Annotated in this window: 21 protein-coding genes; 10 read left to right on the plus strand and 11 right to left on the minus strand. The window is 67.9% G+C overall.

Features of this window, described 5'->3' with window-relative positions; genetic code table 11:
• Positions 1-24 precede the first annotated feature (24 nt).
• The 8 genes from ACSQ9I_RS16215 to ACSQ9I_RS16250 all read right to left on the minus strand — a co-directional run bounded on the left by ACSQ9I_RS16215 (position 25) and on the right by ACSQ9I_RS16250 (position 7435).
• The gene (locus ACSQ9I_RS16215; protein WP_093108845.1) at positions 25-594 is read right to left on the minus strand and encodes a hypothetical protein; all 570 of its coding nucleotides are present in this window, start codon (positions 592-594) and stop codon (positions 25-27) included.
• A 165-nt stretch (positions 595-759) separates the two neighbouring features.
• The gene (locus tag ACSQ9I_RS16220) at positions 760-1008 is read right to left on the minus strand and encodes a hypothetical protein (RefSeq protein ID WP_093108846.1); all 249 of its coding nucleotides are present in this window, start codon (positions 1006-1008) and stop codon (positions 760-762) included.
• Positions 995-1357, minus strand: a complete 363-nt coding sequence (locus tag ACSQ9I_RS16225) for a hypothetical protein (protein WP_436313767.1) — start codon at positions 1355-1357, stop codon at positions 995-997. Before ACSQ9I_RS16225 ends, ACSQ9I_RS16220 begins: the two co-directional genes overlap by 14 nt.
• 19 nt (positions 1358-1376) lie before the next feature.
• Positions 1377-2258, minus strand: a complete 882-nt coding sequence (locus ACSQ9I_RS16230) for a DUF6999 family protein (RefSeq protein WP_436313768.1) — start codon at positions 2256-2258, stop codon at positions 1377-1379.
• Positions 2255-4168, minus strand: coding sequence for an iron-containing redox enzyme family protein (locus tag ACSQ9I_RS16235; protein WP_436313769.1), 1914 nt, complete (start codon positions 4166-4168; stop codon positions 2255-2257). The genes ACSQ9I_RS16230 and ACSQ9I_RS16235 overlap by 4 nt, the downstream gene beginning before the upstream one ends.
• A 3-nt stretch (positions 4169-4171) precedes the next feature.
• Complete coding sequence (locus tag ACSQ9I_RS16240) at positions 4172-5089, minus strand: fatty acid desaturase (protein ID WP_436313770.1); 918 nt, start codon at positions 5087-5089, stop codon at positions 4172-4174.
• Positions 5073-5813, minus strand: a complete 741-nt coding sequence (locus ACSQ9I_RS16245; RefSeq protein WP_436315761.1) for a sterol desaturase family protein — start codon at positions 5811-5813, stop codon at positions 5073-5075. The genes ACSQ9I_RS16240 and ACSQ9I_RS16245 overlap by 17 nt, the downstream gene beginning before the upstream one ends.
• Before the next feature lie 47 nt (positions 5814-5860).
• A complete protein-coding gene (locus ACSQ9I_RS16250; RefSeq protein WP_436309087.1) occupies positions 5861-7435 on the minus strand; it encodes a phospholipase D family protein in 1575 nt (524 codons plus the stop codon).
• A gap of 116 nt (positions 7436-7551) precedes the next feature.
• Here ACSQ9I_RS16250 and ACSQ9I_RS16255 point away from each other — a divergent pair, with 116 nt between their 5' ends.
• Together ACSQ9I_RS16255 and ACSQ9I_RS16260 are read left to right on the plus strand one after the other, a co-directional pair.
• A complete protein-coding gene (locus tag ACSQ9I_RS16255; protein ID WP_093108853.1) occupies positions 7552-8106 on the plus strand; it encodes a peroxiredoxin in 555 nt (184 codons plus the stop codon).
• Between the two features lie 47 nt (positions 8107-8153).
• Positions 8154-9587: an aldehyde dehydrogenase family protein gene (locus tag ACSQ9I_RS16260; RefSeq protein ID WP_436290216.1), complete on the plus strand. Its 1434-nt coding sequence runs from the start codon at positions 8154-8156 to the stop codon at positions 9585-9587.
• 6 nt (positions 9588-9593) lie between these two features.
• On the opposite strand, the gene ACSQ9I_RS16265 is transcribed toward ACSQ9I_RS16260, so the two are convergent.
• On the minus strand, positions 9594-10499 hold the full coding sequence (locus ACSQ9I_RS16265) for a ZIP family metal transporter (RefSeq protein ID WP_436313771.1): 906 nt from the start codon (positions 10497-10499) through the stop codon (positions 9594-9596).
• 117 nt (positions 10500-10616) lie between these two features.
• Here ACSQ9I_RS16265 and ACSQ9I_RS16270 point away from each other — a divergent pair, with 117 nt between their 5' ends.
• From ACSQ9I_RS16270 to ACSQ9I_RS16295, 6 genes are read left to right on the plus strand one after another with little or no spacing between them, the layout of a single operon-like run.
• Positions 10617-11378, plus strand: coding sequence for an SDR family oxidoreductase (locus ACSQ9I_RS16270; protein WP_093108856.1), 762 nt, complete (start codon positions 10617-10619; stop codon positions 11376-11378).
• 58 nt (positions 11379-11436) lie between these two features.
• Entirely contained in the window at positions 11437-12720 is a 1284-nt protein-coding gene (locus tag ACSQ9I_RS16275) for a serine hydrolase domain-containing protein (protein WP_436290541.1), read from the plus strand.
• 46 nt (positions 12721-12766) lie between these two features.
• Complete coding sequence (moaA, locus tag ACSQ9I_RS16280) at positions 12767-13882, plus strand: GTP 3',8-cyclase MoaA (RefSeq protein ID WP_436313772.1); 1116 nt, start codon at positions 12767-12769, stop codon at positions 13880-13882.
• Positions 13879-14523: a molybdenum cofactor guanylyltransferase MobA gene (gene mobA, locus ACSQ9I_RS16285; protein WP_436290213.1), complete on the plus strand. Its 645-nt coding sequence runs from the start codon at positions 13879-13881 to the stop codon at positions 14521-14523. The genes moaA and mobA overlap by 4 nt, the downstream gene beginning before the upstream one ends.
• Positions 14520-15833, plus strand: a complete 1314-nt coding sequence (gene moeA, locus ACSQ9I_RS16290; RefSeq protein WP_436313773.1) for a molybdopterin molybdotransferase MoeA — start codon at positions 14520-14522, stop codon at positions 15831-15833. Before mobA ends, moeA begins: the two co-directional genes overlap by 4 nt.
• 18 nt (positions 15834-15851) lie before the next feature.
• Positions 15852-16355 (plus strand): Crp/Fnr family transcriptional regulator, encoded by a 504-nt coding sequence (locus tag ACSQ9I_RS16295; protein WP_436304229.1) that lies wholly within the window; start codon positions 15852-15854, stop codon positions 16353-16355.
• Here ACSQ9I_RS16295 and rnhA read toward each other — a convergent pair.
• Positions 16352-16801: a ribonuclease HI gene (gene rnhA, locus ACSQ9I_RS16300; RefSeq protein ID WP_436290210.1), complete on the minus strand. Its 450-nt coding sequence runs from the start codon at positions 16799-16801 to the stop codon at positions 16352-16354. The genes ACSQ9I_RS16295 and rnhA overlap by 4 nt on opposite strands.
• On the minus strand, positions 16798-17586 hold the full coding sequence (locus tag ACSQ9I_RS16305; protein ID WP_244503932.1) for a class I SAM-dependent methyltransferase: 789 nt from the start codon (positions 17584-17586) through the stop codon (positions 16798-16800). The genes rnhA and ACSQ9I_RS16305 overlap by 4 nt, the downstream gene beginning before the upstream one ends.
• On the opposite strand from ACSQ9I_RS16305, the gene gloB reads away from it, so the two are divergent.
• Together gloB and ACSQ9I_RS16315 are read left to right on the plus strand one after the other, a co-directional pair.
• A complete protein-coding gene (gene gloB / locus ACSQ9I_RS16310) occupies positions 17585-18382 on the plus strand; it encodes a hydroxyacylglutathione hydrolase (RefSeq protein ID WP_436313774.1) in 798 nt (265 codons plus the stop codon). The two genes, ACSQ9I_RS16305 and gloB, sit on opposite strands and share 2 nt — an antisense overlap.
• The gene (locus ACSQ9I_RS16315; protein WP_436313775.1) at positions 18379-19968 is read left to right on the plus strand and encodes a transglycosylase SLT domain-containing protein; all 1590 of its coding nucleotides are present in this window, start codon (positions 18379-18381) and stop codon (positions 19966-19968) included. Before gloB ends, ACSQ9I_RS16315 begins: the two co-directional genes overlap by 4 nt.
• The last annotated feature ends 1 nt before the right edge of the window (position 19969 follow it).

Here is a 19969-nt window from a genome sequence, read left to right on the forward strand (position 1 = left end):
CGCCGGCGGCGCGCGCCACGCCGCTCAGTTCAGGCTGATGCCGTGCGTCGGCAGCGCGCCTTGCTCGGTGCGCAGCGGCACGCCCTGGAGCGTGTCGAAGTCGGACGGCGCATCCGGCATGCGCATCTCTTCCAGCTCGTGCAGCGAGGCCACCCAGCGGCCGGCCGCGGAGTTGGCGGGCTCGTCGTTGGTGAAAATGCCGTCGCGGATGTAGAAGGTTTCGCCGGCAGGCCGCTCGGCATGCAATTCGATCAGGCGTGCGATCGGGAAGGTGTAGGTGACCAGTTTTTCCTTGGTCTTGCGGTCCTTGCCGCCGCAATTGAAGAAACCTTCCGCGGCAATGACGATGCAGGAGCCGTCGACCTGGCTGTCGATGTCGCCGCCGCAGCGCCATACGGCGGTGGGCAGGCGAACGCGCACCTTGTCGATCACGAGATCGCGCTGCTTGTTGAGGGCGTTGAGGGGCGGCACCAGCGAGCGCAGCTGCCGCAGGCGATCGGCGAAGTTGTCGTCCATGCTGAATTCGACGTGGTGCGTGGCGCCACCCGAGCGCTTGACGACCTGCATGATGACGTGGCGGGGCGGCCTGCTCATACGCGCTCCGACCAATAGAAGGCAATGGTTTTAAGCGGGATCATTTGATCGACCATCAATTAGAACTTTGGTATTGAAGCAAATAATTGCATCAATTGTTTCCAACTGTAGATCGAAATTCGCCGCTTTGGTAGCCGATTTGCAGAGGCAAATCGAATTCGTCAACTACGTCGCAACGCTGTCACGATCGATCAACTCGTCGAGCGCCTTGCATGAGGGCGCGCAGACGGTTTGCGACTTGCCCAGCAGCTGCCGGGTCCGCATCTGGGAGCGCACGCGGTGCTTGCCGCACATGAAGCAGGACATGGTCGCGCCACTGAACGAAGCCGAGGCGCGGAAAGGAGAGCCCGGCGCCTTGGCCTTGTAGCGCAGGCCGTCTGCCACGACGGCTGTCTTGACATCAGCCTTGGCCATGGGTCGCGTCGGGTTCGGCATGGCGCATGGCGCGCGTGATGGCGTCCTTGGCAGCCAGTTCTGCGGCCAGCGAGGCATCCAGCCCGGAGCGGCACAGGCCGGCATGCTGGTAATTGAGGTTTTCGTACACCTCGGCGGCGGCCGGATAGGCGTCCAGCAACTGCCCGAGGCCGGTGCCGGCCTCGACCTCGCGGAACTCGTCCACCAGGTGCATCACGACCGACCGGTACTGCTCGGCACCCACCGGCACGGCGCTGTGCTCGAGCCGCTCGAGGAGCTGGGCCAGCACGTGCGTCACCGCCAGATCGGTCTTGGGCGACGGAGTCTTGGTAGCGTTCATGGCTTGCATCTGGGGCACGGACGCCGGATTACAAGGGTGCGGCGGCGCGCGCATCCCGGAACTTCATCAGGAGGCTGTGCAGCATCTCGGTGGACAGGCCGTGGATCACCAGCCGGTGCCCCGCGCGCAGGGTCGACAGCGGCACCAGCGGGTGCTTGTTGTTCACCAGGATCAGGTGCTCGGGCGCATCCAGCACGGTGGCGGCGTAGATGCCGATGGTTTCGTCGAGCTGAAGCGAATTGGCAGCGCGCCAGAAGTCGTTGTCGGTCAGCATGAGCTGATAGAGCGGCGTGAACAGCTCGATCGCGCTTTGCAGGTCGAGAAAATTGAGCCTGCCGTGCGGCATGTCTTCGATTTGCAAGGCGGGCTCGCGGATCATCGAGAAATCGACCTGCTCTGCCTTGCGCAACTGGAGACCCTGCGCGCGCAGCGCCTGGTTGAGCCGGATCACGAAATTGAAGAGGTTCAGGTCGTGCTGCAGGAACATGTCCTCCTTCAGCGCGTCGATGTCGGCCGGCTCCAGCGGCGCGGTAGCGACCGGCACCGGCGAATTGGCGCCGATGAAGGCCAGCACCTGCGAACCCAGGTGGAAGTGCCGCAGGATCAGCCAATTGGCCTCGGGCGAGACGAAGCGTTGGAGGCCCCAGGCCAGCAGGCGGTGCAGCAGCCGCGAATGCGCCCACTTGCGCGGCATGAACACCTTGATCACCTGGAACAGCACGATGGCGGCGCGCGCCAGCGGCCGCAAAAACGGCAGCAGGTACTGGCGCGAGGCCGAACTCGAATCGGCGAGCCAGGCCGCCTTCACCTTGTCGGGCAGCGGCGTGCTCTGGTCGAGGTAGAGGGCGAGCCAGGGGCTCGGGTCGCGCAGATCGTGCTGCTGCGCCAGGAAGTCCGGAGTTGTGCTCATGCTTGCATTCGTTCCGTGACGTGCTCGAACTGCATCAGGTAGAGCGCCGCGGTGTGGCGCGCGGTGTCGACGATCTGGCGCGCGGCCCTGCCCTCGCCATCGAGCGCCATCGCCATCTCGACCGCGGCCAGCCAGCGATTGAGGTGATTCTCGTCGTTGTGGCCGTGATACTCGAGGAAGCGGAAGGCCTCGGGCGGCAGCTTCAGCCCGGGCTTGATCAGCGGCAGCAGCGCCGGCACGATGCGCTGCCCGGTGCCTTCGATGATGTAGATCGCGCCCAAAAGCCCGATCGGGTTGCGCGTCGCGGCCAGGCCATGCAGGTAGGCGTTGAGCGCTTCACCGCCCGGGTTGCGTCGCAGGGCATCGATGACTGCGATGCTGCCGCCCGCCTTGCGGTAGTCGTTGAACAGGATCATGAAGTCGTCCTGCTCCTCGCCAGCATGCACGCCGATCAGCGCCGCCAGCGCCTGGTAGGGCTCGGCCAGCGAGGCGGCGCCTTCGCGCATCCACTTGCTGCCCTCGCGCACCTGGGGAATCCAGTTCTCCATCCAGTTCAAGTAGTCGGCGAGCGCGAAGCGGCGCTCGCGGATCTGCCGCACCAGCGGCGTGCGCCAGACGCGCGAACGGTAGTCGTGCCAGATCGCGGCCAGCTCGGTGAGCAGTTCGCCCAGGCCCTCGGGCGCGGCGGCCGGGTCGTGCGGCGGCGCAATGACCTCAGTCGGCGCCTCGGCCGCCGCCTCCGCGCGAACCGGCGCAGGCGCAGCGGCAGCAGCGGCGCCGGCCTCTTCGACCTCGAACAGCATGTACGCCGCCATGAAGCGGCCCGACTCGGGCACGTAGCAGAAGATCTGCTCGCCGGGTTTCAGAGTCTTGGTCTGCAGGAATTCGGCCAGCATGATCATGATCGAGGCCGCGCCGGTGTTGCCGCGCCAGGCCAGATTGCTGTACCAGCGCTCGCGCGGAATGGCGAGGCCGGCCTTGTGCATCAGGCCGTCGACCACGGGAATGAACTTCTCCGATGAGTAATGGCACAGGAAATGGTCGACCCGCGCCGGGTCGAGCCAGCCCTCGCGCACCAGCCCTGCGTATTCGTGGATGCCGATGTCGAACAGGTGCGGCAGAAGCCGGATGTCCTGCCTGAGCGACAAGGCGCCCGCGGCCTCGGCCTCGCCCCAGGAGCCGAAGTCCAGGTGCCCGCGCGAGCGATCCTCGGTCAAGCCCAGCTGCATGCACACGGGGTAGTCGCCCGAGAAAGCGCGCTGGTGGATCCACTTGAGGCGCAGGCGCAGGCCTGGCGCGCCGGCCAGCGCCGGCGCACCATCGGACAGCAGCAACGCACCGGCACCATCGGACAGCATCCAGCGCAGGAAGTGCGAGTCGAAATCGGTGTCGTATCCGCGCGCCGCGAAGCGCGAGCGCTTGAACAGGCGCGAAGGCATCTCGCTCGCCACCGCCAGCGCCGAGCGATGCGCGCCGAGCTCCACGCCCTGCGCCGCCGACTGGATCGCCGACACGCCGGCCGCACAGATGCCGTGCACCGAGAGCGTCTCCATCGGCGGTGCCGCGAGCTCGCCCTGGATCATGTTGGCGAAGCCCGGCATCAGCGCATCGCCGCCCGAGGAGCCGCTGGCCAGCAGCGACACGCGCGAGATCTCGGCCGCACCCTGCTGCAGGCAGTGGCGGATCGCACCCGTCGCGAGCTGCGCGTTGGTGTACACCGTGCGGCCCTCGGCGTCGATCGCGTAGTAGCGCTCGCGGATGCCGTTCTCGGCCAGGATGCGCCGCTTGATGCGCTCCGACATCCGGTTGAGCGGCGCGATGTAGGCATCCATGCGTTCGTTGGACACGGGCGCGCCGGGCATGAAGTAGCCGGCACTTTCGAGATAGACACGCTGGAAGGAAACGGGCATGGATCAGGACGGTGGATTGGAATTCGGAGACATCAGCGAGCGACTGCGAAAGCGCGGCACGAGCGCACCCAGGACGAACACGCGCCCCATGTACACGAGGAGGCCGCGCTCGTTGAGCGCAGGGTCGACGCGCGCACGGTAGTGCTCACGGTGCAGCCGTGAAAGCGCCGACCAGTGCACCTTCGAGTTCTCGTGATGCGCCGTGTGCAGGCCGATGTTGAACAGGAGCGGATTGATCAGTCCTTCGAAGTTGCGCGCGTAATCGAGCGAAGCACCTTCCGGGCGCGGCCGGCCGTCCGCATGCGCATGCTGAAGGTAGTTGGTGGCCAGCAGCCAGTGCAGGCCATGCAACTGCGGCAGGATGACAAACAGCACTGCCTTCTGCCAATCGAGCGCCAGCAGCGCGGTCCAGCTGCCGAGCCAAAGCACATACTGCGCCATGCAGTAGCGCCACGCGCCCGGCCAGTGGCGCCGCAGCCGGCCCAGCCAGGCCACGAACACCGGGTAGAGCACGGCCACGGCCTGCAGCGGATGCAGGAGGTAGCCCAGCAGGTGATTGGTGTCGCCACCGAAGCGGTAGGTGCGCGCAGCGTCCTTCGGCCCGTGCCGGTGGCGATGGTGATTGGCCACGTGCGCCGGCCAGAACACGAAGGTCGGATGGCCCTGCAGCAGCGTCAGCCAGCAATCGGTGAAGCGGTTCGCCCGGCGGCCGCGCCACAGACGCAGGTGCGCATGGTTGTGATGGATCACGCTGACCCCGAGCGTGAGGAACAGCATCGCGCCATACGGCAGCCAGTGGAAGCCGTGCACCCATTGCCAGGCCGCCAGCGCAGGCAGTGCGGCAAGGTAGGCCAGGCTCTGCCAGTCGCGCCAATGGCGCAGGCGCGGCAGGCGCGCTGGACGATCAGGCCGAGACGCCACGGTTTCTCTCTTGCTCGCGATACGCGCGCAGCTGCGGCTCGGCCGCATCGGCCGCGATGCGCGTGCGGAACAGCCGGTCCATGAAGATGAACTGGAAGCCGTAGTTGCCGCTGTGGCAGGTGTGGTGCAGATGATGCCGGCGGCTGGCGGCGAACCAGTGGTTGTACGAGACCTTCGGAAAGAAGTCGTAGTTCGAATGCCCGACGTTGTTGAAGAACAGGCTGAACAACGGCACCGAGGCCAGCGCCCAGAAGCTGAAGTCGTGCACCAGCATCGGCGGCAGGATCACGTTGCCCAGCAGCAGCGCCTCGAGCGGATGAAAGCTGTAGGTGGCAAAGGGTGTGGTCACGACCGAGCGATGGTGCGGGCCATGGAAGCGCCGCAGGAGCCGGGTGTGCAGCAGACGGTGGTTGAGCCAGAAATGCACGTCGTTCCAGACCGCCAGAGCGAGGATCTCCAGTGCGATCTGCAGTCCCCTCGGGTTCGCATCGAGCCGCGCCCAGCCCAGTTGCAGGAATCCCCATGGGAACACCATGCCGATGCCGAAGACCAGCACCGACACGGCCGACTGCGCGAGCTCCCGGCGCAGCTGTCCAGGCGGCACCGGCCGCGGGTCGAGTTCGCGGCCGATGCCCAGCGCGGGCAATAGCCTGCGCGTCAGCAGCCAGTTGGCGGCGCCGAAGAGCAGGTAGATGCTGCCGAAGGAGGCCACGCCCCACAGCATGACCTGCAGGACGGACAAGGATTGGAAGGTGGCGGCCACGCGCGAGGCTACAGGAGCATTTCCGGCACGATCGGCGCGATCAGCCTGTTGTAGAAGCGCTGGAAGAAGGTCGCCTCCGGCTCGGAGGTGAGGACCATCTCCTTCTCGCCGTCGGTGGTGAGCCACTCGACGGCGCCGGTGTCCTTGGCCAGGCGCAGGCGGTAGGAGTTCTGCACCCTGCTGACGTTGATCACGCGCAGCAGCTCGCGCGCCAGCTGCGGACTGTCGATCAGCACGCCCATCTCGGTGTTCTGGGTGGCCGAGCGCGGGTCCAGGTTGGCCGAGCCGATGAGGAGGCGGGTGCGGTCGATGGCCGCGGTCTTGGCGTGCAGGCGTCCCAGCGAAGTGCCGAAGGAGCCGAAGCGCTTGCTCGCGGTGGTGCGTTCGGGGCTCAGCTCGTAGAGGTCGGCGCCCGATCTCAGCAGCCGTTGCCGATAGCGCACATAGCCCGTGTGGACCAGCGGCTCGTCGTTGGCGGCCAGCGAGTTGGTCAAGAGCACGACCTTGACCTTGCGCTGGGCCAGGTCCTCGAAGGCCGCCATGCCCTTGTCGCCCGGCACCAGATAGGGCGAGGTCATCTGCACCTCGTTCTTGGCGCCCAGCAGGATGGTCCACATGCGCATCGTGACGCTGGTGGCCAGGGCTTCGTCGGCTGTCATGGTGGTGGGCTTGGTGGGCGGATCCGCCACCGCATTGGCCCAGCCCCACAGCAGGCCCATGCGGCCGCCGTCGAGCTCTTCGGCGATCGGCCCGTAGCCGAGGATGTCGGCGGGCGGCAGCACGATCTTGGGCGGCGGCGCGGCCATGCCGACCCAGGCGTCGAAGTCCTCCACGCCCGGCGTTCGGCCGCCCTCACCGCGCACGATGTCCTCGATCGGCCAGACCTGCTCGCTGTTCCAGTAGGCATCGAAGATGGATTCGAGCTGCGGCAGCACCTTGCCCACCACCACCGCGTCCATGTCGATGAAGTTCTGCGCCTCGCTGAGCACGAAGTACTCGTCGGCGATGTTGCGCCCGCCCACCACCGCCATCACGCCGTCGGCGATGAAGAGCTTGTTGTGCATGCGGTGGTTGAGCCGGTAGATCTCGTGCGGCGAGGCGACGAAACGCGAAAGGAAACCGTCGCGGCCGCAGCAGAAGGGATTGAAGAGCCGCACGTCGACGTTGGGTGTCTGCGAAAGCGCCAGCAGCAGGTACTGGCTCTTGGCCGTGTAGAGGTCGTCCACCAGCACGCGCACCTTGACGCCGCGCGCCGCGGCCTCGCGCAGCGAGCGCATCAACAGCCGGCCGACGGCATCGTTCTCGAGCTGGTAGTACTGCACCACCAGCGAGCGCTCGGCCCGCTGTGCGAGCTGGATGCGCGCATCGAGCGAATACACGCCGAGCGGCATCAGGCGAAAACCGGAATGTTCGTCCGGCGGCGTGGATGCGGCGACGATCTTGGCCAGCGTGGTCGTCGGATCTGCCGGCGCCGAATGCTCCGCAGGCCGCTCCCTGGCCGGCGGCAGCGAGCCGCAGGCGCCGAGCCCGGCGGCCAGCGCGCACAGCAGCGCGATGCGCAGCAGATGGACCAGTGCGTTCATGATCTTTCCCCTCTTTGTCTGTTATTAATACGGCAGCGCACGCCTGCCGGTTTCACCTCTGCCGCGCAACGCGTCCGGGTTCTAGAATTCGCCATGCCCCCTCCCGGAGTTACATCATGACCCGATGGATTCTCGCGCGTATCGCCGCATCTGCGCTCGCAAGCCTCGCACTTTCTCCAGCCTTCGCCGCCCTCGACATCGGCGACCCGGTGCCCAAGTTCACGGCCACTGCGGCGCTGGGCGGCAAGACCTTCCGCTACTCGCTGGCCGACGCACTGGCCAAAGGGCCGGTGGTGGTTTATTTCTTCCCGGCGGCCGGCACCACGGACTGCAACATCGAGGCGCACGCTTTCGCCGAGGCGATTGGCCAGTTCGAGGCGGTGGGCGCCACGGTGATCGGCGTCTCGGCCGACGACGTCGATACGTTGAAGGACTTCTCGGTCAAACAGTGCCAGAGCAAATTCCCGGTCGCCTCCGACCAGTCCAAGACGGTGATCCAGGGTTTCGATGCGCTGATGCAGACGCGCCCGGATTTCGCCAACCGGCTTTCCTACGTGATCTCGCCGAACGGCACCGTGGCCTACTACTACCAGAACCTCAATCCCGACAAGCACGTGGAGCGCATGCTCAATGCCGTGAAGGCGCTGCCGAAGTCGACCGCCAGCCGCTAGCGGGTGCTCCGGGCGGCGGCCGGCCGCTTTCGCGCACAATTTCGGCCATGCAACTCCATTACATCGGCAACCAAAACATCGCTTCCTCCTCCGGCCGCACCCTGCCGGTGATCGACCCCTCCGACGGCCAGACCTTCGACGAACTGCAGCGCGGCAATGCAGCCGACATCGATGCCGCCGTGCGCGCCGGGCGTCATTGCTTCGAGACCCACTGGCACAAGAAGAGCGCGGCCGACCGCGGCCGGCTGCTCTACCTGCTCTCCCAGAGAATCGCCGCGCACGCCGACGAGCTGGCGCTCATCGAACAACGCGATTGCGGCAAGCCGGTCAAGCAGGCGCGTGCCGATGCCCTGGCGCTGGTGCGCTACTTCGAGTTCTACGCCGGCGCCTGCGACAAGCTGCACGGCGAGACCATCCCCTATCAGGAGGGCTACAGCGTCTTCACCTGGCGCGAACCGCACGGCGTCACCGGCCACATCATTCCGTGGAACTACCCGATGCAGATCTTCGGCCGCAGCGTCGGCGGCGCGCTGGCCGCAGGCAACGTCTGCGTGGTCAAGCCCTCGGAAGACGCCTGCCTGTCGCTGATCCGCGTCGCGCAACTCGCGGCGGAGGTCGGTTTCCCGCCTGGCGCGATCAACATCGTGACCGGCTACGGCCACGAGGTCGGTGATGCGCTGGCGCGCCACGAGGGCATCGACCACATCAGCTTCACCGGCAGCCCGAAAGTGGGCACGCTGATCCAGCAGGTCGCGGCCGAGCGCCACTGCCCGGTCACGCTCGAGCTCGGTGGCAAGAGCCCGCAGATCATCTTCGCCGACGCCGACCTGGGCGCCGCCATTCCGGTGCTGATCAACGCGATCGTGCAAAACGCCGGCCAGACCTGCTCGGCCGGTTCGCGCGTGCTGATCGAACGCGAGATCTACGAGCCGCTGCTCGAGCGGCTCGGCCATGCCTTCGAGGCGCTGCGCGTCGGCCCCGCCGCGATGGACCTTGACGTCGGCCCGTTGATCCGCCAGACGCAGCAGCAGCGCGTCTGGGACTTTCTGTCCGATGCCCAGCACGCCGGCATTCCGATGGTGGCGCAGGGCGTGGTGGTCGACGAAGCGCCGGAAACCGGCTTCTACCAGGCGCCGACCCTGCTGCGCGACGTGCCGGTGGGGCATCGCTTGGCGCAGGAAGAAGTCTTCGGCCCGGTGCTGGCCGCGATGGCGTTCAGCGACGAGGACGAGGCCGTGGCGCTCGCCAACGCCACGCAGTTCGGCCTGGTCGCCGGCATCTGGACCGAGAACGGCGCGCGCCAGTTCCGCATGGCCAAGCGCGTGAAGAGCGGCCAGGTGTTCATCAACAACTATGGCGCGGGCGGCGGTGTCGAACTGCCCTTCGGCGGCGTCAAGTCCTCGGGCTATGGCCGCGAGAAGGGCTTCGAAGCGCTCTACGGCTTCACCACGCTGAAGACCGTCGCCGTGCGCCACGGCTGATCATCATCAGCCGAGGGCAGTGTCCAGCAGCATCATCAGCACGAAGCCCACCATCAACCCGCCCGTCGCAAAGGCCTCGTGGCCCTTGCGGTGGGACTCGGGAATGATCTCGTGGCTGATCACGAACAGCATCGCGCCGGCGGCAAAACCCAATCCCCAGGGTAGCAAGGCTGCCGACCCGCTCACGATCGCCGCGCCGAGCACGGCACCCACCGGCTCGACGAGGCCGGACGCCATGCCGAGCCCGACCGCGAAAGGCCGCCGGTAGCCCGCAGCCAGCAGCGCCACCGCAACCACCAGGCCTTCGGGCACGTCCTGGATCGCGATGCCGGTCGCCAGCGCGCTGCCGCGCAGCGCATCCCCGCCTGCGAAGCCGACGCCGATCGCCAGGCCTTCGGGCAGGTTGTGCAGCGCAATTGCGAACACGAACAACCAGGTGCGGCGGAGCACGCGTGCGTTCTGCCCCTCCACGCCCTTGATGAAATGCTCGTGCGGCAGCACGCGGTCCAGCACCAGCAGCGCGAGCGCGCCGAGCAGGATCGCGCCGCCGACGATGCCGCCGGCACCCCACGCATCCGCACCCGCGGCGCGCGCGGCGGCAATGCCGGGGATGATCAACGAGAAGGCGCTGGCCGCCAGCATCACGCCAGCGCCGAAACCGAACAGCGTGTCCTGCGCGCGATCCGACAGACGCTGCGAAAACAGGATGGGCAAGGTGCCCAGCGCGGTCGCGAGCGCGGCCACCGAGCCGCCGGTCAAGGCCTGCAGCACCACCGGGCGACTGGCCACGAACTGCCAGAACTGCGCACCCAGCACCAGCACGCCGACCAGCACGATCGAGATTCCGACCAACTGCCGCAGCGGCAGCACGGGGCGCTTGTCGGCGCTGGCAAGGGATGAGCTGTTGTCCATGAGCAAATGATAATAATTCTCATCTGGTTCATGCTTCAGGAATTTCAATCCCGGCGATAGAGCGCCGCCGCGAGGTGCCTACACTTGCGCGTTCCTATTTCCCCGGAGACATACCGAATGCGCGTCAAGGACAAATCCATCATCGTGACCGGCGCCGGCGGCGGCATCGGCGAAGGCATCGCAAAGCGGCTGGCGGCCGAAGGCGCGCAGGTCGTCGTCAACGACATCAATGCCGCACTCGGCGAACAGGTGGTCGAAGCCATCCTGCGCGCCGGCGGCCGGGCCTCTTTCTTCGCCGCCGACGTCACCAAGTCGGCCGAAGTCAAGGCGCTGGTCGAGGCCGCGGTCCAGCGCCACGGCAAGCTCGACGTGATGGTCAACAACGCTGGCTGGACGCACCGCAACCGCCCGGCACTCGAAGTGAGCGAGGACGAGTTCGACCGCTGCTACGCGGTCAATGTAAAGAGCATCTACCTGTCGACCGTGCATGCCGTGCCGGCGTTGCGCGCCAACGGCGGCGGCTCCTTCATCAACATCGCCTCCACCGCCGGCGTGCGGCCGCGTCCGGGCCTCACCTGGTACAACGGCTCGAAAGGCGCGGTCATCACCACCAGCAAGTCGCTCGCCGCCGAATTCGGCCCCGACAACATCCGCGTGAACTGCATCAACCCGGTGTTCAACCCCGACACCGGCCTGGCCGCCGAGTTCGCCGGCGGGCCGATCACCGAGGAGCGCAAGGCCAAGTTCCGCGCCACCATCCCGCTCGGCCGCTTCTCAACCGCGCTCGACGTGGCCAATGCGGCGCTCTACCTGGCCAGCGACGAGGCGTCCTTCATCAGCGGCGTCTGCATCGAGGTCGACGGCGCGCGCTGCGTCTAGGGAAAAGGCGGCCCAGACCGCCCGAACGAATCCCATCCACAACGAGGAGACAAGAATGATGAAGCCATTCAAGCGCTGCTTGCGCCACATCGCGGCCGGCCTCTTCTTCGCGGGGCCGCTGCTGGCCGCCGCGCAATCGCTGCCGACCACCAGCCCCGAGCGCGTCGGGCTCTCCAGCGAGCGCCTGCAGATGCTCACCGACGTGCTCAAAGCAGACGTGGCGGCCAACAAGATCCCCGGCGCCGTATTGCTGGTGGCGCGGGGCGGCAAGGTCGCCTGGTTCGAGCCCATCGGCCGGCTCGACCCGGCCGCCGGCACCCCGATGCCGCGCGACGGCATCTTCCGCATCTACTCGATGAGCAAGCCCATCACGACGGTCGCCGCGATGATGCTGGTCGAAGACGGGCGCATGAAGCTCGACGACCCGGTCGCGATGTACCTGCCCGAGTTCGCCAACATGACGGTCGGCGTCGAGAAGCCGGGCAGCGACGGCAAGCCGGTGCTCGAGACCGTGCCGGCACGCCGGCCGATCACGGTGTACGACCTGATGCGCCACACCTCGGGCCTGACCTACGGCTTCTTCGGCCCGGGGCTCGTGAAGCAGGCCTACAACGCGGCCAACCTGCATGCCGGCGATCCGAGCAATGCGGAGTTCTCGCAGCGTCTGGCCAAGCTGCCGCTGGCCTATCAGCCCGGCACCACCTGGGACTACAGCTACTCGACCGACATCCTGGGCCGCGTGGTCGAGGTGGTGTCGGGCCAGACGCTCTACCAGTTCGAAAAAGCCCGCCTGCTCGATCCACTCGGCATGAAGGACACCAGCTTCTACGTGAGCGATGCGCCGCGCCAGCAGCGCATCGCGGAACCGTTGGCGAGCGACCGCAGCTTCGGCGTCGGCGCCGAGTTCAGCGACCCGCGCGTCGTGCAGAAGGCCGAATCGGGCGGCGGCGGCATGGTGTCGACAGCAGCCGACTACGCGCGCTTCCTGCAGATGCTGCTGAACGGCGGCACGCTCGACGGCAAGCGCTATCTGGGCCCGCGCACGCTGGGCCTCATGGTGTCGGACCATGCCAACGGCGGCGCCGGCATCGCGCCCGGGCCGCTCTACCTGCCGGGTTCGGGCTACGGCTTCGGCTTGGGCTTCGCGGTGCGCCGCAGCGACGGCGAAGCACCCTACCCGGCCGCCGCCGGCGAGTTCAACTGGGGCGGCGCCGGCGGCACCTACATGTGGGTGGACCCCGAGAACCAGATGTTCGTGGTGCTCATGCTGCAATCGCCCAAGCACCGGGTGCACTACCGCAGCCTGCTGCGCAACATGATCTACGCCGCCGTGGTCAAGTAGCCTTGAAAAGGCGTCCGGCCGGGCTATGCGTTAAATTGCCCTTCCCATGAAGAAGCACGTCGTCCACGTCTCCGAGATCGGCCGCGCCCGCCGCGTGGCGGCACCGGAGCGCGCCGTGCCGGCCACCGGCGTGCTGCTCGACCGCCTTTCGCGCCCGCTCACCGACCTGCGCATCAGCGTCACCGACCGCTGCAACTTCCGCTGCAGCTACTGCATGCCGAAGGAAGTGTTCGACAAGGACTACCAGTACCTGCCCCACAGCGCCCTCCTGAGCTTCGAGGAGATCACGCGGTTGGCGCGCATCTTCGCGACGCATGGCGTGCACAAGATCCGGCTCACCGGCGGCGAGCCGCTGCTGCGCAAGAACCTGGAAGTGCTGGTGGAGCAGCTGGCCGCCATTCGCACCCCGCAGGGCGCGCCGCTGGACCTCACGCTGACCACCAACGGCTCGCTGCTGGCGCGCAAGGCCGAAGCGCTGAAGGCCGCCGGCCTCAATCGCGTGACCGTGAGCCTCGACGGCCTCGACGACACGGTGTTCCGCAGCATGAACGACGTCGACTTTCCGGTGGCCCAGGTGCTCGCGGGCATCGATGCGGCCCACGCCGCGGGCCTCGGCCCGATCAAGGTCAACATGGTCGTCAAGCGCGGCACCAACGAGCAGGAGATCCTGCCGATGGCGCGCCGCTTCCGTGGCACCGGCGTGGTGCTGCGCTTCATCGAATACATGGACGTCGGCGCCACCAACGGCTGGCGCATGGACGAGGTGCTGCCCTCGGCCGAGGTGGTGGCGCGCATCGCCGAGGAATTCCCGCTCGCGCCGCTCGAAGCCAGCGCGCCCGGCGAAACCGCGCAGCGCTGGGCCTACCGCGACGGCGGCGGCGAGATCGGCGTGATCAGCAGCGTGACCCAGGCCTTCTGCCACGACTGCAGCCGCGCGCGCCTGTCGACGGAAGGCAAGCTCTACCTGTGCCTGTTCGCCAGCAGCGGGCACGACCTGCGCCCGCTCCTGCGCGGCGACGCCGACGATGCGCAGATCACCTCCGCCATCGGCCACATCTGGCAAGGGCGCACCGACCGCTACTCCGAACTGCGCGCATTGCGCGGGCCCGACACCGATGCGGCCGCGCCGCGCCGCGTCGAGATGAGCTACATCGGCGGATGAGCGCGCTCGCCACCATTGCCGCCAGCGAGATCACCGGCCTCGTGCTCGCCGGCGGGCGCGGCTCGCGCATGGGCGGCGTCGACAAGGGCCTGCAGAACTTCAACGGCACGCCGCTCGCGATGCATGCGCTGATGCGCCTCGGCATGCAGGTCGGCGAGCTGATGGTCAATGCCAACCGCAACCTGTCGGCCTACGAATCCTTCGGCGCACCGGTCTGGCCCGACGGCCTGGCCGACTACGCCGGACCGCTGGCCGGCTTCCTGACCGGGCTGGAACGCTGCGAAACGCCCTATCTGCTGACCGTGCCCTGCGACACGCCGCTGTTTCCGCTCGACCTGGCGAGCCGATTGGGCGAGGCCTTGCTGGCCGACCAGGCCGAGATCGCCATGGTGAGCGCGCCCGAAATGGCCGCCGAGTCCGATGGTGCATCGGCGCTGCGCCCGCAGCCCGTGTTCTGCCTGCTGCGCGCCACGCTGCTCGAAAGCCTGGTGCGCTTCACCCAGGACGGCGGCCGCAAGATCGACAAGTGGACCGCGCAGCACCGAACGGTGCTGGTGCCCTTCGACCGGCCCGGCGACGCGCCCGACGCGTTCTTCAACGCCAACACCTTGACCGAGCTGCACGCGCTCGAAAACCGATGAGCCGCATCGCCGAGATCGCCGCTGCCCTGGCCGGCTACGACCCGAAAGCCCTGGGCGTCGATGCCGTGCAGGCCTTCCTGGCTCGCCTCGCCGAACCGGCCGTCGTCACGCAGAGCGAGCGCATCGCACTGCGCGACGCGCTCGGCCGGGTGCTGGCCGAGGACATCATCTCGCCCGTCAGCGTGCCGCCGCACGACAACTCGGCGATGGACGGCTTCGCCTTCGACGGCGCGCTGCTCCATGCCGACGCATCGAGCGATGCCTCGGTGAAGCTGCGCGTGGTCGGCACGGCGCTGGCCGGCGCCGCCTGGCGCGGCACGCTCGGCCTGGGCGACGCCGTCAAGATCATGACCGGCGCCATGATGCCCGCGGGCCTCGACACCGTGATCCCGCAGGAGTTCTGTTTCGTCGAGGGCGACCAGGTCAGCTTCCCCGCCAAGGTGCTGCGCCGCGGCGACAACCGCCGCCTGGCCGGCGAGGATCTGATGCAGGGCCAGGCCGCGTTGCAACGCGGCGAGCGCCTCTCGCCCGCTGCGCTCGGCATGGTCGCCAGCCTCGGATTGCCGATGGTGCCGGTGCTGCGGCGCCTGCGCGTGGCCTACTTCTCCACCGGCGACGAGATCCTGAGCTTGGGCGAGCTGCCGCGCGAAGGCGCGGTCTACGACAGCAACCGCTACACCGTGTTCGGCCTGCTCACGCGGCTGGGTTGCGAAGTGATCGACCTGGGCCTGGTGCGCGACGATCCCGCGGCGCTGGCCGACACGCTGCGCCGCGCCGCGCGCGAGGCCGACGCGATCATCACCAGCGGCGGCGTCAGCGTCGGCGAGGCCGACCACACGCGCGCCGTGATGCAGCAGCTGGGCGACATGGCCTTCTGGCGCGTCGCGATGCGGCCCGGCCGGCCGATGGCGGTGGGCCTGATCCCCAAGCAAGGCGAAGCCGAGGGCACGGCCGTGCTGTTCGGCCTACCGGGCAATCCGGTTGCCGTGATGGTCACCTTCCTCGCCTTCGTGCGTCCAGCCCTGCTGCGGATGATGGGCTGCCACGCTGCGGGCTGCGCGCCGCCGCCCATGCTGCGCGCCAGGAGCGTGGCCGCGATCCGCAAGAAACCGGGCCGCACCGAGTACCAGCGCGGCCGGGTGGAGGCGGTGCCGGGATCGCTGCCCGAGGTCCGCATCGCCGGCAACCAGGGCTCGGGCGTGCTCAGCTCGATGGTCGAAGCCAACGGCCTGGTGGTGCTGCACCATGAGCAAGGCAGCGTGGCCGCGGGCGACGCGGTCGACGTGATGATGTTCGACGGCGTGGGCTAGTCCGCGCGGGAGATGCGCATGCTCGCAGCGCGAATCGAATTGATGCAGCAGATGCCGATCTTCGGCGCCATCGGCGCGGAGGCCATCGAATTCCTGCTGGAGCCCGCGCCCGTGATCCGGGTCGCCGCCGGCGACTTCTTCTGCCGCGAGGGCGATCTGGCCGACGGCATGTACGTGCTCGAAAGCGGCCGTGTGACGATCTCGAAAAGCTGGCAGGGCCGTCAGCTGCTGCTGCGCCGCCTCGGCCAGGGCGACTGCTTCGGCGAGATGGCGCTCCTCGATCTGTTCCCTCGCAGCGCCTCGGTGCGCGCCGACGAGGACTGCAGCGCGATCCGGATCACGCCGGACAATCTGCTGCGCCTGTTCGAGCACGATGCGGAGCAATTCGCGTTGATCCAGATGAACATCGGCCGCGAGCTCAGCCGTCGCCTGCGCATCACCGACGAGCTGCTGTTCCGGGCGCGGATGGGCGAAGCACTGGACGAGCCCGAGCGCATCAACACCCTGCCCGGCCCTCTCTAGATCCGCCCCAGCGCCCGCTCCACGCCCTTGTTGGCCAGCATGTCGGCGCGCTCGTTGCCCGGGTCGCCCGAGTGCCCCTTGACCCAGCGCCACTCGATCTGGTGGCCGCCCTCCGCCACCAGCTTGTCCAACTCCTGCCAGAGTTCGACGTTCTTCACCGGCTGGTTGGTCGAGGTGCGCCAGCCCTTGGCCTTCCAGCCGCGGATCCATTCGGTGATGCCCATGCGCACGTACTGGCTGTCGAGGTAGAGCACGACCTTGCAGGGGCGCTTGAGCGCGCGCAGGCCTTCGATCACGGCCTTGAGTTCCATGCGGTTGTTGGTGGTGTTGAGCTCGCCGCCGAAGAGTTCCTTCTCGGTAGCACCCGACTTGAGCCATGCGCCCCAGCCGCCGGGACCGGGATTGCCCTTGCAGGCGCCGTCGGTGTAGATCTGTACTTCGTTCAAAAAAAGACTTCCTCGTTGTGATCGGTGACTGCGTCGCGATGCACCTTGCCCGCGATCGGCACCGGCGCGCTGGCGCGCTGGGCCGCGCGCCGCCAGTCGGCGCTCAAGACCCGCATGCCGCGCACCCGCTTGACCGCGACCAGAAAATAGACCGCGCCGAAGATCGGCCACCAGCGCTCGCCGGCCGTGTCGAACCAGCGGCAGCGCTCCAGCCAGGCCTCGCTGCGCACCGCCGGCCGGTAGATGCCGAAGTTGCCCGACTCGACCTCGAAGCTCAGCAAGCGCAGCCAGTCGCGCATGCGCCGATAGCCGATGAAGTCGCCGGACTCGGGCAGGAACAGCTCGCCGAAGCCGAGGCGCCGGTAAAGATGCGCGCGGCGCTGCCGCATGCCCCAGAGGCTGGCCGGATTGAGACCGCAGATGACGACGCGGCCTTCGGGCACCAGCACGCGCTCGACCTCGCGCAGCGTCGCATGAGGGTCGTGGCTGAGTTCGAGCGCATGCGGCAACACGACCAGATCGAGGCTGTTGGCCGAAAAAGGCAGCGCCGTGAAGTCGGTGACCAGCGCGCTCTGCGCCGCCAGCGCGGGATCGTCCAGCGCCAGCCAGCGATGCGGCATGCGGTTGGCGCGCAGCCCGGCGACCTCGGCCAGCCCCAGCTGCAGCGCGTGGTAGCCGAACACATCGGCCACGGCCTGGTCGAACTGGGCCTGCTCCCAGGCCAGCAGGTAGCGGCCGGGGGCGGTCGCGAACCAATCATGCAAACCTATAATTTGACCGCTCATGACCCTCGTTCCGCTGCCCGCCTTCGCCGACAACTACATCTGGATGCTGCAGGACGGTCGCAACGCGATCGTGGTGGACCCGGGGGATGCCGCGCCGGTGTTCGAAGCACTGGCGCGCGGCAATCTGCAGCTGGCCGCGATTCTAGTCACGCACCACCACCCCGATCACACCGGCGGCGTCGCAGCGCTGCACGCGGCCACCGGCGCGCAGGTCTTCGGTCCGGCGCGCGAGACGATTCCGGCGCCCTTCACGCGACTCGCGCAAGGCGACGGTGCCGAGGTGCTGGGCCTTCGCTTCGAAGTGATCGACATCCCGGGCCACACCGCCGGCCACATCGCCTTCTTCCTGCCGGCCGATGCGCACAACGCAGTCGCCGGCGAGCTCGCGCCCTTGCTCTTCTGCGGCGACACGCTGTTCTCCGCCGGCTGCGGCCGCCTGTTCGAAGGCACGGCCGCGCAGATGCTGGCCTCGCTCGACGCGCTGGCCGCGCTGCCCGGGAACACCCGCGTGTGCTGCGGCCACGAATACACACTTGCTAACCTTCGATTCGCGCAGACCGTGGAACCCGGCAACGCCGATCTGACTCAGTACACCGCGCATTGCAAGGCATTGCGCGCACGCGGTGAACCGACGCTGCCCTCGCAGCTCGCCACCGAGCGCCTGGTCAATCCCTTTCTTCGCAGCCGCGAAGCCACTGTCCTCCGAGCAGTCCACGCTCATGCCGGCCTCTCCGCGCAAGCCGCGGAAGCCGACGTGTTCGCCGCACTGCGCCAATGGAAAAACGACTTCCGATGAAATTTATCGTTGCTGCCTGCCTCGCAGGCTCCCTGTTTCTCGCAGGCTGCGCGAGCACCACCGGCACGAGTTCCTCCTCTTCCGCTTCCCCTGCCTCGCCCACTGCTTCCAGCGCCCCCGCGGCGGCGCCGGTTTATCCCGGCGGACCGCTCACGCCCATCACCTCGGGCGACACCAAGTCGCGCTCCGTCGTCACGCTCTCGCCGCCGGCCGACATGTGGGAACGTATCCGCCGCGGCTTCAAGATGCCGGACCTGCAGGGTGACCTGGTCACGGACCGCGAGCAGTGGTATGCGACCCGGCCCGACTACATGCAGCGCATGACCGAGCGCTCGAGCCGCTACATCTTCCACATCGTCGAAGAGCTGGAACGCCGCGACATGCCGACCGAGCTCGCGCTGCTGCCCTACATCGAAAGCGCCTTCAACCCGCAAGCGATCTCCAGCGCCAAGGCCGCAGGCATGTGGCAGTTCATGCCCGCCACCGGCACCGACTTCGACCTGAAGCAGAACATCTTCCGCGACGACCGGCGCGACGTGGTCGCCTCCACCCGTGCGGCGCTCGACTACCTGCAGAAGCTCTACGGCATGTTCGGCGACTGGCATCTGGCGCTCGCGGCCTACAACTGGGGCGAAGGCAGCGTCGGCCGCGCCATCGCCAAGAACAAGCGCGCCGGCCTGCCCACCGGCTACACCGACCTGTCGATGCCGGCCGAGACCCGGCTCTACGTGCCGAAGCTCCAGGCGGTCAAGAACATCGTCGCCAACCCGGAGCGCTTCAACGCCGACCTGCCGCTGATCGCCAACCACCCTTACTTCCAGACCGTCACGCTCAAGCGCGACCTCGATGTGGCCCTGGCGGCCAAGCTGGCCGACGTGAAGATCGAGGACTTCCGCGCGCTCAACCCCTCCGCGCACAAGCCGTTGCTGCTGGCCGCCGGCACGCCGGAGATCCTGCTGCCCTGGGACAACGCCGCCGTGTTCCAGCGCAACTTCGAGGCCTACACCCAGGGGCAGTACGCGAGCTGGACCGCCTGGACCGTGCCCTCGACGATGACGGTGGCCGATGCCGCCCAGCGCGCCGGCATGAGCGAATCCGACCTGCGCGCGATCAACAGCGTGCCGCCGCGCATGCTCATCAAGGCCGGCTCGACGCTGATCGTGCCGCGCGGCGCGCGCGTCCAGGAAGACGTCAATGCAGCGGTGGCCGACACCGGCCACCTGAGCTTCCAGCCCGAGATCGTCACGCGCCGCACGCTCGTGAAGGCCGGACGCAGCGACAGCGTCGCAAGCATCGCGCGCCGCTACCGCCTCAGCCCGGCCAGCGTCGCCGAATGGAACGACGTGAAGACCAGCCACGCCTTCCAGCGCGGCGTCCAGGTCGTGGTCTACCTGCCGGTGAAGGCCGCGGCCGCCGAACGCGTGGGCCGGGGCGCCCGCTCCAGCACGGTGATCGTGACCAGCAAACGCGGCGGCGGCGTGGTCAAGACCAGTGCCGGCAAGGCCGCGCCCGCGGCGAAGACGGCTTCTTCGCCCAAGATCGTGCGCGAGAAGCGCGGCGGCGCGCCTTCGAAGAAGAAGCGCTGAG

It is taken from the genome of Variovorax sp. LjRoot84 (assembly GCF_964254305.1).
Lineage (GTDB): Bacteria > Pseudomonadota > Gammaproteobacteria > Burkholderiales > Burkholderiaceae_C > Variovorax.

Excerpts from the sequence above, each read along its gene's own strand:
- ACSQ9I_RS16260 (WP_436290216.1), top strand. The coding sequence starts at position 8,154 with ATGCAACTCCATTACATCGGCAACCAAAACATCGCTTCCTCCTCCGGC.
- ACSQ9I_RS16275 (WP_436290541.1), top strand. The coding sequence starts at position 11,437 with ATGAAGCCATTCAAGCGCTGCTTGCGCCACATCGCGGCCGGCCTCTTC.
- moeA (WP_436313773.1), top strand. The coding sequence starts at position 14,520 with ATGAGCCGCATCGCCGAGATCGCCGCTGCCCTGGCCGGCTACGACCCG.
- ACSQ9I_RS16315 (WP_436313775.1), top strand. The coding sequence starts at position 18,379 with ATGAAATTTATCGTTGCTGCCTGCCTCGCAGGCTCCCTGTTTCTCGCA.
- ACSQ9I_RS16245 (WP_436315761.1), bottom strand. The coding sequence starts at position 5,813 with ATGCTGTGGGGCGTGGCCTCCTTCGGCAGCATCTACCTGCTCTTCGGC.
- ACSQ9I_RS16235 (WP_436313769.1), bottom strand. The coding sequence starts at position 4,168 with ATGCCCGTTTCCTTCCAGCGTGTCTATCTCGAAAGTGCCGGCTACTTC.
- ACSQ9I_RS16270 (WP_093108856.1), top strand. The coding sequence starts at position 10,617 with ATGCGCGTCAAGGACAAATCCATCATCGTGACCGGCGCCGGCGGCGGC.
- ACSQ9I_RS16215 (WP_093108845.1), bottom strand. The coding sequence starts at position 594 with ATGAGCAGGCCGCCCCGCCACGTCATCATGCAGGTCGTCAAGCGCTCG.
- ACSQ9I_RS16295 (WP_436304229.1), top strand. The coding sequence starts at position 15,852 with ATGCTCGCAGCGCGAATCGAATTGATGCAGCAGATGCCGATCTTCGGC.
- moaA (WP_436313772.1), top strand. The coding sequence starts at position 12,767 with ATGAAGAAGCACGTCGTCCACGTCTCCGAGATCGGCCGCGCCCGCCGC.
- ACSQ9I_RS16265 (WP_436313771.1), bottom strand. The coding sequence starts at position 10,499 with ATGGACAACAGCTCATCCCTTGCCAGCGCCGACAAGCGCCCCGTGCTG.
- ACSQ9I_RS16225 (WP_436313767.1), bottom strand. The coding sequence starts at position 1,357 with ATGCAAGCCATGAACGCTACCAAGACTCCGTCGCCCAAGACCGATCTG.
- ACSQ9I_RS16250 (WP_436309087.1), bottom strand. The coding sequence starts at position 7,435 with ATGAACGCACTGGTCCATCTGCTGCGCATCGCGCTGCTGTGCGCGCTG.
- ACSQ9I_RS16230 (WP_436313768.1), bottom strand. The coding sequence starts at position 2,258 with ATGAGCACAACTCCGGACTTCCTGGCGCAGCAGCACGATCTGCGCGAC.
- ACSQ9I_RS16305 (WP_244503932.1), bottom strand. The coding sequence starts at position 17,586 with ATGAGCGGTCAAATTATAGGTTTGCATGATTGGTTCGCGACCGCCCCC.
- ACSQ9I_RS16220 (WP_093108846.1), bottom strand. The coding sequence starts at position 1,008 with ATGGCCAAGGCTGATGTCAAGACAGCCGTCGTGGCAGACGGCCTGCGC.
- ACSQ9I_RS16255 (WP_093108853.1), top strand. The coding sequence starts at position 7,552 with ATGACCCGATGGATTCTCGCGCGTATCGCCGCATCTGCGCTCGCAAGC.
- mobA (WP_436290213.1), top strand. The coding sequence starts at position 13,879 with ATGAGCGCGCTCGCCACCATTGCCGCCAGCGAGATCACCGGCCTCGTG.
- gloB (WP_436313774.1), top strand. The coding sequence starts at position 17,585 with ATGACCCTCGTTCCGCTGCCCGCCTTCGCCGACAACTACATCTGGATG.